Source organism: Sporomusa aerivorans (assembly GCF_041428895.1).
Taxonomy (GTDB): domain Bacteria; phylum Bacillota; class Negativicutes; order Sporomusales; family Sporomusaceae; genus Sporomusa; species Sporomusa aerivorans.
The window spans coordinates 4,494,738-4,508,755 of record NZ_CP156926.1 but is presented as its reverse complement, the minus strand read 5'-3'; the positions used below and the strand labels follow the sequence as shown (position 1 = coordinate 4,508,755).

The following is a 14,018-nucleotide window of genomic DNA, read 5'->3' as shown; positions in this document are numbered from 1 at the left end:
CTATAGTAAATATTGTAAAAATTACGATAACTGTAAGGGCGAGACATCTGAATTAGATGTGACACGCGAGCTTTACAGAGACGCGGCTCTAAAGTCACGGTTTGTAACTGAACCGACAGTTGTTATACAGGCGGCGGTTGCTGCTAAAGTCTGGAGTGTTTCCGCAATGTTAAAATTCAGTATAAAGAAAAACTTTAATGATTGTCCCTGCACGGGAGCCAATCTTGAAAAATTAATACATCCGTCAATTCTTGTTCTGTTAGTTGAAAACGAAGAACTACATGGCTACCGTATAGTGCAAAAACTGCAAGAAACCTATATGCTTCGCGGGCGGCGGCCTGATCCATCCGGAGTTTACCGCTGCCTGAAGCAAATGGAGCAAGGCGGTTATGTTACTGCCGCCTGGGATGTGTTAAGCCCGGGGCCAGCCAAGAGGTTGTATAAAATAACGGCTGATGGACAGGAATGTCTAAAAACTTGGCTGGCTACTTTGACGGACTATCACCAGGCCCTGGGAAAGTTTTTGAATTATGCGCAAAATGTCATTATATAAAACCGCCATTAACGCGAATGGTTTGACCTGTCAGCCATTGTGAGTCTTCGCTGGCCAGGAACAAAATAACTTTTACAATATCTGTTGTTTCGCCCAGCCGGCCTAACGCGTTCATTTTACTGAGGGCTTCAATCTGCTCTTTGGTTTTTCCAACCGTGAATAGTTCGGTATTAACCGGTCCGGGCGCAACCGCATTAATGGTAATACCCTTGGGTCCGAATTCCTTTGCCAGTTGACGTGTAAACTGCTCGACGGCTCCCTTGGTTCCTGCATAGACACTATACATAGGAAACATCTGTCCGGCAACTGAAGTGGAGAAATTGATGATGCGGCCCTTAGCGGCCATGAACCTGGCGGCCTGCTGACATGCAAAATAAGTACCTTTTACATTTACGGCAAAAATTTTATCAAAATCACTTTCCGTTATGTCGGTGATGGCTTTTGTAATCATTATGCCCGCATTATTAACAAGGATGTCGATTCGGCCATAGGCGTCCAGCGTCTTTTTAAATAGCCGCTCCACTTCGGCAACCTGGCTAATGTCCGCCTGGACGGCCAAAGCATCTCCGCCTTGTGCTTTAATTCCGGCAACCACTTGGGCGGCTTGTTCCCCGTTTTGCGCGTAATTGATGACAACCTGAGCCCCGTTTCGCGCCAGCTCTTGGGCGATGGTTCTGCCGATACCCCGGGAAGCGCCTGTTACTAATGCTACTTTTCCCGTCAATTTTTTCTCCTGAAATGCAGTCATTGTATTTTTCCCTCCTATAGATTTAATTAGTTTCTGGGTGCAGGAACGTTTATCGCTTGCTGTCAGTGTCCTGGAAACCTAGCAGCATAACTTCAACTAAATCCTTTAACAATGGATCTCTATGTTCAGCCTTGTGCTCCAGCACCATTTGCGGATGGTGAAAGGACACAGTAGCTTCCAGCAAGAGGCGAACGGCTTTCGCCGGTGATTCACTATGGATTTCTCCGGCTGCTGTTGCTTTTTGTACAAGTATTAAAAGCTGGTTATGAACATTGTTTAAATGCTGCACGATGAATGGTTTTAGCAGCTCTGCCGCCATACTAAAGGATTTGTAAAGTTCCGGGTCTTGCAAAACCTTTTCTTTTTTTAATTCGTGGTATCTCTGGAACCATTCCAGAATCAGCTGCTGCGGGGATGCTTCTTTTTGCGTTATCAGCGCCAAAGCGTTATCCAGCCGCGACAGCCAGCGTTCAGAAATAGCGTCAAGCAGCGCTGCTTTATCGGGAAAATGATTATAGAGCGCAGCCTGACTTACTTTAAGCTCTTTGGCAATGTCGGTTAAACGAAATTTCTCAAACCCATAATAACGTATCTTGTCTTCGGCGATTTGCAAAGCTTTTTCTTTTATCTCATCAGAGGTCAAGCCTGTTTTCGGCATGTTAGTCACCACCTGCATTCATTTGCAATACTTAGCTGCTTTCTTAAGTCTTCATATTATAAATTATTAAAATTATAATATATAATATCGATTTGAGTCAATAGTTAGCTGACTTGTAAAGTTGTATATCTTTTTTTAAATTATCGCCCAAACTACTTGTAAAGACTAATGATACTTTGTATAATAAGCACATAATACATTTTAGATAATATGTTTAAGGTAGTAAGTAAGGTGGGAGTACAAAATAACAAGTATAAATCTTCCTGAACGAATCCGCTTACGACTAGTGGAGGGATGTATATGAGTAATGAAAGACTAATGCCGGCTGAATTTAGCAAACGCCACAATATGAAGGTTGCAACTGATGTTTTGATATATACTGTCAGGGAACGGAACCAGGACAATCCGCGCAAGGTGCCTGAAAAGCAACTGCAGCTATTAATGATTCAGCGGCGGGGCAATCCGTTCAAAGGAGCGTGGGCCATCCCGGGAGGGGTTGTTGAAAACACGGAAAGTGTGGATGCCGCCGCTTACCGTGAACTCAAAGAGGAAACCAATATTGATGATGTCTATATTGAGCAACTCTACTCCTGGGGGGATGAAAAACGGGATCCGCGTGCTGAGGAATCTCCTGATAACCGTGCCGTTAGCGTCTCCTATATGGCGCTGGTCGACAGTGAAAAGCTTGATATTAAGGCCGGTGATGACGCCGCCGACGCCAGATGGTTTTCCGTGGAGTATACGAGTATGGCGTATACCCTGGAGGATGGTAAGGGCAATATACTGGGAAAGGAATATGATTATTCTTTAACGTTGACTAATGAGGACGGTGTTGAACCGATAACCTGCCCGGCGCTTGTCAAAGTCAAGCATATTATTGAGGGAGCGGCTATTCGCACCGAGCGGGAAGTGGTGAATTCGGACGGCATTGCCTTTGATCATGCCATGATTATTCAATATAGCTTAGAGCGGCTGCGCAATAAAGTTGAGTACACCAATATCGCTTTTAATCTGATGCCAGAGCTATTCACTCTCGGAGAACTCCAAAGCGTTTATGAAATCTTGCTGGGCAAAGAACTCTTGACTCCCAATTTCCGCAAAAAAATGCTTTCCGTAAACAAACTGGTTATTCCTACCAACCATAAAAAAACGGAAGTAGGACACCGGCCATCGCAGCTATACCGGTTTAATCCCGAATGGTTTATAAAAAATGTATAGGAGAGGGTTCGCTATGTTATCAGGAAAAGGAAGCTATCGGACTTATAATGACGAAGAGATTAAAGAGAGAACAGATAAGTATTTTACGAAGACACGCAATGTTTTAAATATGTTCGGCTCTAAGAAAGTTACATACGGAGTATTTTTACGGCGTGACTGTATCTGTGCCATAGAGCCGGCGCTGACCTTTTTAACCAGCAACGCACCGACAACTACTGTACAACGGTTGCATGAGGAAGGCTCTATTGTTTTATCCGAGGATGTCCTCTTTACTTATACCGGTCCCTTTGATGAACTGGTAGAACTGGAGACATTGCTCTTGCGAAATGTAGGATTTCCGTGTTTATCGGCCTATAATGCCTACAGTATGTGTTTAAGCCTGCCCAAAGTCACTTTTATAGATATGCATCCACGGCATTCTACCGGCGATTCTATGAGTTATCTTGCCGCCTATGGAGCGAATGTAGGCAGCAAATTAGCCAAGCTGCATGGCTGTAAAGGGTTTATTGGCACATCTCAGGATTTAACGGCAGGTATGTTTGGGACAAAAGCCGGCCTGGGAACCATGCCGCATGCTCTTGTCGGCTATGCAGGCAGTACCTTGGAAGCCACGAAAATGTTTATCGCCGCTAACCCGGAAGACAGTAATATTGTTGCCCTGGTGGACTATTTCGGCAAGGAAATAACCGAATCTTTGGCAGTCGCCGAGTGGTTTTATGCACAAAAACTTCCCGGCAAAAGTCTGGGAGTAAGATTAGATACTCATGGCGGCCGTTTTGCAGAAGGCCTGGACTTCGATAAGAGTGTTGAAATTATCTGCAACTGGCTGCATGTTGACAGTGAGTATCAGGCTGTACGGGCGGTTATTGGTGAAGATACCTATGATTTAGTCGATGATGTCACCAAGGATAGGGTCCGGAAAATTTTATTCGGGACAGGCGTATCGGCTGCCAACATAATTAATACGCGCAACAACCTGGATCAGGCTGGCTATAAGCAGGTAAGTATCATTGCTTCAAGTGGTTTTGACCTCTTAAAGTGTAAAATTATGGCTAAGGCCAAGGCGCCTATCGATGTTGTCGGCACCGGTTCTTTTTTACCTTCCACCCTGAGCGAGACCTACGCTACAGCCGATATCTTCAAGTATGATGATACATTTTCAGTTAAACTTGGCAGAGAAAAATTATTCAAAAACCTTTAGTTTGTCCTTTAAGCTGGCACCGAGATATTCGGTGCTTTTTTATTTTCGCATACTCAAGAGAGGGGAGGAAAAGTAGCCTACAATTGAAAATCATGACGCGCCCTAGCATATTGTCGTCTGATACAGTAAGCTAAAGCAAAGTTAACAAGAAGCCGCAAGGAGCAAAATAAGGTAGTATATCAGGCTTTCGCTATTTTCCTGGTTAAAGAAACTGTGGCAGCATGCAATGCCCTAATTTGTTTTTGTTTTAAATCTATTTTGCATCGAGTGTAGGAAAGGACCATTTGTCTCTTGGCGGACGAATTTTTAGTAAAAGAATTTGCTTTGCACTTAGAACAATTACAATGCATGAAGAACAAAAGTGGCTTATCATGCATTGCCACCTGTCATGGAGTTTGCCGGGTAAGGATAAGGCTCGGCAAAGTGTTCAGCTTGAAGATTTTAACATTGATTTTGCCATGAAATGTATGATATAGTATGACTAAAGGCAAAGACGCTGTTTTCTTTGAAGGAAAACTGCGTCTTTACCTTTTTATATCCCGGGAAACAGGAGGCGAGTTTAATTTATAAGGAAAAAATAGGCGCTGCGACCGTCTGACGGAATTTGTATTGAGAAAGTGAGGTCTTCTTATGATGACAGCCGCTGGTACCATCATGGTACTAATCACGATTTACTTTTTGCTAAAGCGTTATGATGCAAGATTGGTATTATTAGTTTCCGGTATTATTATGGCTTGTGTGGCCGGTACCCCAATGGTTTCCTTGAATGCGTTCGCCAAGGAAATGACAAATGGAGGGCTGATTCAGGCTGTTTGCTCGGTTATGGGTTTTGCCATGGTAATGAAATATACCGAATGTGATAAGCATTTGATCAATCTTATGGCAAATGGCCTTTCCAAAGTTCGTCCACTACTCATTCCCGGAGTAGTTATCGCCACTTACGCAGTCAACGTTGCCCTGCCTAGTGCAGCAGGGACGGCAGCGGCCGCCGGTGCTATTTTTGTGCCCTTAATGATGTCGGCGGGTGTGCATCCGGCCATGGCGGGAGCTGCAGTAAAATGCGGTACATATGGTAGCATGCTGAATCCCGGCTTGGCTCATAATCCTTTTGTCGCCAAGATTGCCGGCGTGGGGGTTATGGATGTTATCGGTTTTCACTATAAAGCCAATATTGCCTCCTTAATCACGGCCACAATCTTGATTACACTGATTGCTTATTATAAAAAGGAACATAAAGGATATGTTGCCGAAGGCCTGGCAGTTGAAAAATCTTTTAAGGTTAATTTGCTTTATGCTTTCATGCCTATTTTTCCGATAGTTATTTTGATTTTAGGCGCTACCGGCGTTGTCCCGGCTTTTAAGATGGATGTTCCGCAAGCCATGATTATTGGTGCGCTGCTTGCTCTGCTAGTGACAAGAAAAAATCCTGTCAACCTAAGCAATGCTTTTTTTGACGGTATGGGTAAAGCTTATGGAGAAATTATTGGTATTATTATTGCAGCCGGCGTATTTGTTTCCGGTTTAACAGCCATGGGACTTGTAAAAGCTTTTACAGACGCTATGCTTAGCAACCCGGCCATTGTCAAGATTTGCGCAGCTGTTGGACCGTTTATCCTGGGATTGGTTGTTGGCTCGGGTGACGCGGCGACTTTTGCGTTTAATCAGGCAATTACACCCCATGCGGCCGACTTCGGCATGTCTGCGGTACAGATGGGCAGTATGGCAACGCTGGGCGGTACACTGGGACGTACTATGTCGCCGATAGCCGGTGCTACCATTATCATAGCCGGCATTGCCGGGGTAAATCCGATGGAAATAGCCAAACGCAACAGCCTGCCGATGGTGGGGGCTATGATTATCGGGATGGCATTTTTGTTAATGTAGTTGCTCAATTCCTACTTCGATTAGGTTAACTCATCTGCCGATGTTATTTTGATGCGCATATGTAGAATGAAGATGATCCCCGGGAGTTTTCCCGGGGATTATTTTTGTGATTGATCAACGCAAAACTTAGCTCAACCGTTACCAGTTGTACGGAATTTTACCTGAAAAGTTGTTCCCAGGCTGCTTGTTTCTATCTCGATATACATGTTATGCCTCTGGGCGATTCGATAACATACCGGTAATCCTAATCCGGTACCGTCGGTGGTTATAAAAGGAGTGCCTAACTTCCCTCTTTTGCATATGCGGGGGATTTTTGCTGTCTTGCTCAGAAAGATCGATTGCGCGCCGGGAATAACCCGGTGCTTTTTAACTAGTGCTGCTAGCGAATGGTTTTAGTTCTTGGCTTCTACGTTTTTATGGGAAACTCAGAGGGAGATTTTGTCGAATATGGGGGTTAAATAAAAAAATAAGTCGGATAAATAGAGAAAATGGAAAGGAAATTAACGGGTTTTTATGGAATTTATATTTGATATATGGAAATTATGTGTTAATAATTACTTAATACTGGAATCACACATACGTGAATTCTGCAGAGAATAGGGGCGATGTCACAAAATCTACACGATTTAACTCGCGTCGAAGACTACTCTGAGTAATTGGTGCAATGTGAATACGAAAAGAGGTTAGATATGAGAATTAGGCAAAAAATTGTTATCGCTCTTACTATGATTTTATCTTTAATGCTGGTATTGACTGCTTATTCTTTATGGTCTTCCAATAAGATTAAAAATGATGTTGATGACATTCAAACAAGCAATGTCCGGGCTATTATCGCCGCTAAGGCTGAAAATGAATATACGGGGGCTGTCCTGGAAATCAGACGTTATATCGCTGACGGGGATGAAAAGTATAGTAAGAATTTTGAGGAAAAGCTAACAAGCGTTATTGCTTTGGAAAAACAACTGCGTGACCTGACTCCCCCCGATAAAGTGCAGGACATTGAAAAATTAATCAATGATACAGAACAATATAAAACAGGTGTAGTGGGCCGCCTGATTCCTGTATTGCGGGAACAATACAAGAATAAACTGGCGGGAAATACAGAAAAAGCTAACGCCGAAGCCCAAACCGCCGCAATGATAACCAGGGAACTGACACCCTTTGCCCAGTCTATCCAGAAAACGCTTCATACTGCAGTGGAGGATAATTCCAAACTGGCTCAGGCGAATGTCGAGGAAGCCAACGGCAACTTATCCAGTAACGTACTTATCGCCATGATATTAAGCGGTATTGCTATTGTTATCAGCGTCATGCTGAGCATTTTTCTGACAAAACATATTACAACTCCGGTTAGTTTAATTACCGGCGAATTAACCACTATGGCAACAGGTGACTTTGCCGGCAAGATCGATCATATGCTTACTCAGCGGACTGACGAATTCGGTATTCTCGCCAAAGCGCTTATTGATATGAAGAGTAATCTTAAAAATTTGATTTTTAACGTACAGTCAAAGGCCGAACAGCTATCGGCAGCCTCAGAACAACTGACTGCCAGTTCTGAACAATCGGCGCAGTCTGCCGTCCAGGTCGCCGATTCTATCATTGGTGTGGCCAACGGGACCGAGAAACAAGTAAATGCAGTAAGAAAAACATTGTCGGTGGTAGAGAAATCCGCTGCAGATATCAACGGCGTGGCTCATAATGCTCAAAGCGCCGCTAGTATTTCCCAGCAGACTGCAACTGCTGCCGAAGAGGGCGGAAAACTCATCAAATCGGCGGAAAACCAGATGTCCAGTGTGAAGGAAACTGTAGACTGTTCGGCGCAGGTTGTCAGTAAGCTTGGGGAGCGTTCTAAACAGATAGGTCAAATTGTTGATACTATATCCGGGATTGCCAGCCAGACCAATCTTCTGGCGCTTAATGCCGCTATCGAAGCCGCCCGTGCCGGAGAACAGGGCCGAGGCTTTTCAGTGGTAGCTGAAGAAGTGCGGAAATTAGCTGAACAATCGGATGCGGCAGCGCAACAGATTGCCATATTAATAAGCGAAATCCAGCAGGAGACAGATCAAGCCGTAACTGCTATGAACAATGGTACAGAAGAGGTTAAGAGCGGTTCTATGGTTGTGGCTGAAGCAGGGGAGGCTTTCGCTAAAATAATACATATGGTTGAAGAAATGACCAGTCAAGTCCGGGAAATATCCGGCGCGGCGAGTGGTATTTCCGATGCTAGCCAGGATATCGTTAGTGCTGTGCGCGGAATTGAGGAAGTAACCCAACATACTGCTGCAGAAACGCAGACCGTTTCCGCAGCAACTGAAGAGCAAACTGCTTCCATGCAGGAAATTGCGGCTACCAGCCGCAGCCTTTCGCAGATGGCTGAAGAGCTTCAGATTGCTGTTAGTACTTTTAAGGTCTAATCACCGGTGATTTTTTGCCGGTGGGAATTGCCGATGTCTTGAGGGACTATACGGCGTAAATAAGAGAAACTGGCCGTAAGTGTAACGCAAGGTGATCTTAAACAATAAGTGAGTGTTATGGTTTCCCCAGATATCTTCAGGGTTGATTTCAGGGCTCGCGGATTATTGCGTCTTTACCTTAGATTGTTGCAGCCGAAACATTAACATATCTACCTTCTGAGGCATACTCTAAATTAGGCTAACCAAAATTTGCTTTAAGGAGGTAACTAAGAATGGGTAATGGTTTTGGTGGTTGCGGTGGCCGTAGTGGCTGGTGGATCATTATTATAATTATAATTATACTCCTTTTAATCCCCGGGTTCGGGTTTGACGACAACTCAATTTAACTAGTCTAACCAAGGACATATTTTGCTACTTTCCAGCCCTTCGAAAAGAGGCCGGCGCACATATGAATGAAACAAGCGTTGGGACACTAATAAAAACTTCCTATGGTAGAATTGTTAACTACCATAGGGGGTTTTTCATTTTGCTGAAAGAGAGAATAAGTTAGGGCAGCATCGCCTTCTTCTTTCGCCAAAGGCTCGGCTGCGGCCGTGCTTTCTTTATGGCTTACAGCCTGTAAAGAAAGCTCTGCAATGTTTTGCAATAATATATTAAACAAATATTTTGGTCAGTAGCAAACAGGAGTGCTATAGCATAGGATAAAAAAACTAAACCTCCGAATCCGCAGAGACTAACTACCGGAATTCTTAAAAGATACCGGGAACAAAACGTTCCCGGTATCTTTTTTGCAGGTTATGAAATAGAGGCACAGAATATAAAAGATGCAGCCGTTTAAAAGGGGAAGAAAAACCTGGCGCTTTAATGCCAATTTATTTGGATAGAAGTAGAAAAAAGGTGTAGAACTTATATCTATACCTATGTCGCTTGGAGGATGGCGAATGGACATTCAATTATTTCGAACGTTTCTATTGGTAGCTAAGCTGAAAAACATCACTCAGGCTGCCGAGCAACTGAATTTTACCCAACCTGCCGTCACAGCTCATATACGGACACTGGAAGAACACTTTGGAGTTCTCCTGTTTGAGCGGATTGGTAAAAAACTTTATATCACGGAAGCGGGTCGAGAACTTACTATACATGTGGAAAAGCTGCTGAATTTATGTTGTGATATGGATACTGCCATGCAGCGCTTTTCAAACCTTAACAGCCCTGTTAAGGTGGGCGCATCCACAGCGGCGGCCAGTTATATCCTGTCACCGATACTGCTCGACTTTCAAAAAAGCGGGGTAGCCGGTTCGGTGACTGTAGATATTTGTCCTAATCTTCCTTTGACTATCAAAGGCCTAATGGACAACGTATTTGACATTGCCATAGTCCACGACAAAATTGACAGCAGCCAGATAATACAATTCGAGCTGTCCCATGAAAAGTTAGTTTGGGTAGCCAAGCGTGATTTGATTGCTACTAATAATAACTGCCAGGATATTAGTGAATACCCTTTTATTAATTTTCGTCCAGGTTGCGTGTACCGGACAAAATACGAAGATGTTGTAAAGGAAAAGGATATTCAATCCCTTATTGAATATAGTGATGCCGAAGCTATTAAGCAGGCCGTCCTGGATGGTTTAGGAGTCAGTGTATTGCCGTACGTATTGGTTGAGCCGTTTCTGGCTAATGGTATACTTGTTGAATTAGCGGGTACACCACAGCTTGATTTTGTAATGTATGTCGCTTTTCACAAAAGTAAGATGCTGACGCCGGCTATAAGATCCCTATTGCTGCTTGTTGCCGAACACGCCAATATACAAAACGGCCTCATTGAGTATCTTACCGCTCAATCATAAAAGTTTTTTATTAATCCCATAATCATCCGCAATTTCCTTTGCTCTAAGCCTGCGCGTTATAATGAAGCAAGAGGTTGGGAGGGAAATCAATGCGGGCTTGTAGTCTGGTATGCATAATCATTGTAATATTTTTACTCATTAATCAATTCTATAGCGGCCTTAACTGGGAACAACTCTTTATTGGCGGCTTCGTGGCTGTCGCCATTTGGACCGATTGCGGGCGTTGGCTGCGATATAAACTAAGGCATAGAAATCGTTAATCAGGATTGAGAGCGAAGGAGTTATTATGCTGAGAGTGGATATTGCAGCAACTGGATTGAATAAAGGCCTAGCCGTGGTTTTGCGGCTTGCAAAAGTTATTGTGCCGGCAATTATTTTTGTGTCTGCTTTGCAGACGACAACGTTATTACACACCCTGGCTCAACTGTTTGCTCCCCTTATGCGAATGGTTGGACTTCCGGGAGAAGCCGCTATTGCATTTGTTATCGGCATCCTCGGCAATATTTACGGGGGGATTGGGGCCATGCTTGTATTGCCTTTATCAAATAAAGAAGCAACTATCTTAAGCACCATGATTGTTATTTGTCATAGTGCTTTTATGGAGACAGCTGTGGTAACAGAAGCCGGGGTCAGCGGTATATTGGTATTTGGCTTGCGTTTAGCAGGCGCTTTCCTGGCCGGATGGCTTATTCATATATTAGGAACATGGAGTTAGGCTAAGTGGAATATTTGTCGATAGTATATCAGGGATTGCTTGCCAGTCTTGCTATAGTACTGAAACTGGCGCTTATCATCTTGCCATTTATGGTTTTGGTAGAATATGCGAAACATTTTGGCTGGCTGGAGGTCATTGCCAAGCGATCCCAGTGGTTTACCCGTGTCTTCTATCTGCCTGAATCGGCCGCTTTGCCTGCATTTGCCGGTTTATTCATTGGCATCGTTTCCGGCAGTGGTGTTATTCTCCAGGCGGCTAGAGAAAAAAACTATTCCCGCGCCACGCTCACCATTCTATTCGTAATGATTGGCATATGTCATTCCATATTTGAGGAAACAGCCTTATTTGTTGGTGTAGATGCAAACCTTATGGTAGTCGCAGGTGCGCGCCTCATAATCGCTTTTGTTTTCACCTACTTAATCGGGAAGATGCTGGAACGAAAGCGTACCATTCAGCAGAGCCGGTAATCTAAGTTTTTTTGTCATAGAGTCAGGGTCTGAGTTTTCGTTTTTAGAAGCGGAAAACGCCCTGATTTTTATTTTGTAAAAAAATCCTTGCATTTTATAGTAAAATTTGCTATTATAATAATTGTTATTAAAAAGAAATAATTATTCGGAGGGGATTTTAAATGAAAAAATTTGTCTGTACGATCTGTGGTTATGTCCATGCAGGGGATGCTGCCCCGGACGCATGTCCGCACTGTAAAGCGCCTGCAACTAAATTTATAGAGCAAGTTGCAGGCTTGGCTTGGGCTGATGAACATCGGATCGGTGTAGCTGCCGGCGTTGATGCGGAGATCATTGAAGGTCTGAAAATGAACTTTACCGGCGAATGTACCGAGGTGGGAATGTACTTGGCTATGAGCCGCCAAGCCGACCGGGAAGGCTATCCGGAAGTGGCTGAAGCCTATAAGCGTATTGCCTTCGAAGAAGCAGAGCATGCTGCCAAATTCGCCGAGTTGCTCGGTGAGGTTGTATTTGCCTCCACAAAAAAGAATCTTGAGCTGCGTGTAGATGCTGAGCATGGCGCTTGCCAGGGTAAATTGGATCTTGCCAAAAAAGCAAAGCAACTTAATCTGGATGCTATTCATGATACCGTTCATGAAATGTGTAAGGATGAAGCCCGCCATGGTGCTGCCTTTAAGGGACTTCTCGACAGATATTTCGGTAAATAACACGGGTTATTACCCTACCCTACATAAAGCATTTTACTAAGTTTATCGCTGAGAAAAACAATACCCCACTATGGATTGCGGTTGCGACCGCTAAGCATAGTGGGGTAATTTTAATTATAATTTGCTGATTAGCCTTTGAATAAAAGGATACTCATACACTTGACCATCAGCCGCTTTAATAGCCGCCAGAATGGAGGTTATAACCAGCAGCAGCCAGAGAATTGCAATTACGGGAACAATCAATAACCCAATCAGTGCCATACATAATAATCCGGTAATAGCAGAAACAACTGCAATGGCAAGATGAGCGACCAGGGCCTGCTTGGCGTGCTCATGAACAAACGGGTCATCTTTTTTCAACAAAAAAATGATTAAGGGAGCTACAATAAAGCCAAGGCCGCCTAACAGATATGCAAGATGCGCCAGGATTGCCAGTATCTTCTGTTCTCCGGTAATATTCATAGTTTCCTCCTTTAGAAATAAAAAAATTATGGAATAAAGTAGACTTAGCTTCAGGTGGGGTTTTAACTCTATCTGAAGGTTAGTCGTCGGATAAAGAGTCAGGTTTATATGGTATATATTCTATTATACCAGACAGCCAAGCCGATGTGCATTTATTGACTGGGGAAAATGAGGGGCAGTGTTTTTCACGATAATTTTACAAGTCCAAATACAGACGGTCTCGGCTTATGTTCTATAAAAAAAATTAATCTTGGCAGGAATTTTCATAAAATAAAAAGAAAGGTACATAATTCGCCATTGGCGGTGAATTATGTACCTTTTATTTTGCTTGAAGGGAATGGTCGAACTGAAACTATTCTTTAACCCAAAAAATGAAGTAGATATTACCGGCTTAAACAATAAAGCTACGGTGCAAGACTTTTTTGATGCTGTTGACGAGTTTTTGACAGAAAACCCTTTGCCTTGCGAGACCTGTAAAGAGCATTGCTGTAAAGGGCGGTTTAAAATTAATATGGATAGTGTCAGTGCTAGAAGAATGTCCAAAGGAAATGTAAAACGGTTAATCCCGAAATTATTTATTGACATGGGCCAAGATAAACTTGAGATATTTCTCATTGCCGGGCATAAACAATGCCGCCAGTTGGACGGTCTGGGGAGATGTCTTAAGTATAAGGAGCGTCCGGCTAGCTGCCGTACTTACATCTGTATACCTCAAAGCAAATGTTATAAAATTCTCGATGCGGCGATTGTTGCTGAATTGCATCATGCCATGCGGGCTGAATATCTTGATACCGTGATAAATGATCCGGCGACTCCCCGGGCCGCCGTTGACCCGGCCAAAGCGTTACGTGAGGAAATAGTTAGTGCAAGTAGTGTCTATGGATGCAACCATTACAGTGAAATTTTAATTAAGGACTGTGTAAGGTCTGAATTCGCGCATTCTAATGTGTCGGCAGAAGACGTCAGTTTTTTTCAGGAAGTTCTCAGTAAAGAAGATATTTAAAGATTACATTTCAGCAGAAGTATTTCTCCATCTGATGTCAGATGGAGATTTTCGTTTAACAAGGAAAAATATAGAATGAGATTGACAAATATATCGATATATCATAATATATGAATATAATAATATTCTGAAAGTGGA

14 protein-coding genes and 1 pseudogene are annotated in these 14,018 nt (G+C 43.4%); 11 read left to right on the top strand and 4 right to left on the bottom strand.

What is annotated here, in order from left to right; translation table 11 throughout:
* The first annotated feature begins 166 nt into the window (after positions 1 to 166).
* Positions 167 to 553: a PadR family transcriptional regulator gene (locus SATMO3_RS21815; protein ID WP_371371875.1), complete on the top strand. Its 387-nt coding sequence runs from the start codon at positions 167 to 169 to the stop codon at positions 551 to 553.
* Here SATMO3_RS21815 and SATMO3_RS21810 read toward each other — a convergent pair.
* On the bottom strand, positions 546 to 1,301 hold the full coding sequence (locus tag SATMO3_RS21810) for an SDR family oxidoreductase (protein WP_371371873.1): 756 nt from the start codon (positions 1,299 to 1,301) through the stop codon (positions 546 to 548). The genes SATMO3_RS21815 and SATMO3_RS21810 overlap by 8 nt on opposite strands.
* Before the next feature lie 49 nt (positions 1,302 to 1,350).
* A complete protein-coding gene (locus tag SATMO3_RS21805) occupies positions 1,351 to 1,959 on the bottom strand; it encodes a TetR/AcrR family transcriptional regulator (RefSeq protein WP_371371871.1) in 609 nt (202 codons plus the stop codon).
* Positions 1,960 to 2,259: 300 nt separating this feature from the next.
* On the opposite strand from SATMO3_RS21805, the gene SATMO3_RS21800 reads away from it, so the two are divergent.
* From SATMO3_RS21800 to dcuC, 3 genes are all read left to right on the top strand, one after another.
* Complete coding sequence (locus SATMO3_RS21800) at positions 2,260 to 3,177, top strand: NUDIX domain-containing protein (RefSeq protein WP_371371869.1); 918 nt, start codon at positions 2,260 to 2,262, stop codon at positions 3,175 to 3,177.
* 13 nt (positions 3,178 to 3,190) lie between these two features.
* Entirely contained in the window at positions 3,191 to 4,378 is a 1,188-nt protein-coding gene (locus tag SATMO3_RS21795) for a hypothetical protein (protein ID WP_371371867.1), read from the top strand.
* Positions 4,379 to 5,008: 630 nt separating this feature from the next.
* Complete coding sequence (dcuC, locus tag SATMO3_RS21790) at positions 5,009 to 6,262, top strand: C4-dicarboxylate transporter DcuC (protein WP_371371865.1); 1,254 nt, start codon at positions 5,009 to 5,011, stop codon at positions 6,260 to 6,262.
* Between the two features lie 131 nt (positions 6,263 to 6,393).
* On the opposite strand, the pseudogene SATMO3_RS21785 reads toward dcuC, so the two are convergent.
* Positions 6,394 to 6,549 (bottom strand): annotated as a pseudogene (locus SATMO3_RS21785) (ATP-binding protein); the annotation flags it as partial.
* A gap of 402 nt (positions 6,550 to 6,951) precedes the next feature.
* On the opposite strand from SATMO3_RS21785, the gene SATMO3_RS21780 reads away from it, so the two are divergent.
* From SATMO3_RS21780 to SATMO3_RS21755, 6 genes are all read left to right on the top strand, one after another.
* The gene (locus tag SATMO3_RS21780; RefSeq protein ID WP_371371863.1) at positions 6,952 to 8,679 is read left to right on the top strand and encodes a methyl-accepting chemotaxis protein; all 1,728 of its coding nucleotides are present in this window, start codon (positions 6,952 to 6,954) and stop codon (positions 8,677 to 8,679) included.
* Positions 8,680 to 9,620: 941 nt separating this feature from the next.
* Positions 9,621 to 10,526: a LysR family transcriptional regulator gene (locus tag SATMO3_RS21775; protein WP_371371861.1), complete on the top strand. Its 906-nt coding sequence runs from the start codon at positions 9,621 to 9,623 to the stop codon at positions 10,524 to 10,526.
* An 89-nt stretch (positions 10,527 to 10,615) separates the two neighbouring features.
* Positions 10,616 to 10,786 (top strand): hypothetical protein, encoded by a 171-nt coding sequence (locus SATMO3_RS21770; protein ID WP_371371859.1) that lies wholly within the window; start codon positions 10,616 to 10,618, stop codon positions 10,784 to 10,786.
* A gap of 26 nt (positions 10,787 to 10,812) precedes the next feature.
* Positions 10,813 to 11,241 (top strand): nucleoside recognition domain-containing protein, encoded by a 429-nt coding sequence (locus tag SATMO3_RS21765; RefSeq protein WP_371371858.1) that lies wholly within the window; start codon positions 10,813 to 10,815, stop codon positions 11,239 to 11,241.
* 5 nt (positions 11,242 to 11,246) lie between these two features.
* Complete coding sequence (locus SATMO3_RS21760) at positions 11,247 to 11,708, top strand: nucleoside recognition domain-containing protein (RefSeq protein WP_371371856.1); 462 nt, start codon at positions 11,247 to 11,249, stop codon at positions 11,706 to 11,708.
* A 161-nt stretch (positions 11,709 to 11,869) separates the two neighbouring features.
* Complete coding sequence (locus SATMO3_RS21755) at positions 11,870 to 12,415, top strand: ferritin family protein (RefSeq protein WP_371371855.1); 546 nt, start codon at positions 11,870 to 11,872, stop codon at positions 12,413 to 12,415.
* 114 nt (positions 12,416 to 12,529) lie between these two features.
* Here SATMO3_RS21755 and SATMO3_RS21750 read toward each other — a convergent pair whose 3' ends face one another.
* Positions 12,530 to 12,877, bottom strand: coding sequence for a DUF4870 domain-containing protein (locus SATMO3_RS21750; protein WP_371371853.1), 348 nt, complete (start codon positions 12,875 to 12,877; stop codon positions 12,530 to 12,532).
* 310 nt (positions 12,878 to 13,187) lie between these two features.
* On the opposite strand from SATMO3_RS21750, the gene SATMO3_RS21745 reads away from it, so the two are divergent.
* Positions 13,188 to 13,880, top strand: a complete 693-nt coding sequence (locus SATMO3_RS21745) for a hypothetical protein (RefSeq protein ID WP_371371851.1) — start codon at positions 13,188 to 13,190, stop codon at positions 13,878 to 13,880.
* Positions 13,881 to 14,018: the final 138 nt, after the last annotated feature.

Excerpts from the sequence above, each read along its gene's own strand:
- dcuC (WP_371371865.1), top strand. The coding sequence starts at position 5,009 with ATGATGACAGCCGCTGGTACCATCATGGTACTAATCACGATTTACTTT.
- SATMO3_RS21805 (WP_371371871.1), bottom strand. The coding sequence starts at position 1,959 with ATGCCGAAAACAGGCTTGACCTCTGATGAGATAAAAGAAAAAGCTTTG.
- SATMO3_RS21815 (WP_371371875.1), top strand. The coding sequence starts at position 167 with ATGTTAAAATTCAGTATAAAGAAAAACTTTAATGATTGTCCCTGCACG.
- SATMO3_RS21755 (WP_371371855.1), top strand. The coding sequence starts at position 11,870 with ATGAAAAAATTTGTCTGTACGATCTGTGGTTATGTCCATGCAGGGGAT.
- SATMO3_RS21775 (WP_371371861.1), top strand. The coding sequence starts at position 9,621 with ATGGACATTCAATTATTTCGAACGTTTCTATTGGTAGCTAAGCTGAAA.
- SATMO3_RS21810 (WP_371371873.1), bottom strand. The coding sequence starts at position 1,301 with ATGACTGCATTTCAGGAGAAAAAATTGACGGGAAAAGTAGCATTAGTA.
- SATMO3_RS21745 (WP_371371851.1), top strand. The coding sequence starts at position 13,188 with ATGTACCTTTTATTTTGCTTGAAGGGAATGGTCGAACTGAAACTATTC.
- SATMO3_RS21795 (WP_371371867.1), top strand. The coding sequence starts at position 3,191 with ATGTTATCAGGAAAAGGAAGCTATCGGACTTATAATGACGAAGAGATT.
- SATMO3_RS21800 (WP_371371869.1), top strand. The coding sequence starts at position 2,260 with ATGAGTAATGAAAGACTAATGCCGGCTGAATTTAGCAAACGCCACAAT.
- SATMO3_RS21750 (WP_371371853.1), bottom strand. The coding sequence starts at position 12,877 with ATGAATATTACCGGAGAACAGAAGATACTGGCAATCCTGGCGCATCTT.
- SATMO3_RS21770 (WP_371371859.1), top strand. The coding sequence starts at position 10,616 with ATGCGGGCTTGTAGTCTGGTATGCATAATCATTGTAATATTTTTACTC.
- SATMO3_RS21765 (WP_371371858.1), top strand. The coding sequence starts at position 10,813 with ATGCTGAGAGTGGATATTGCAGCAACTGGATTGAATAAAGGCCTAGCC.
- SATMO3_RS21780 (WP_371371863.1), top strand. The coding sequence starts at position 6,952 with ATGAGAATTAGGCAAAAAATTGTTATCGCTCTTACTATGATTTTATCT.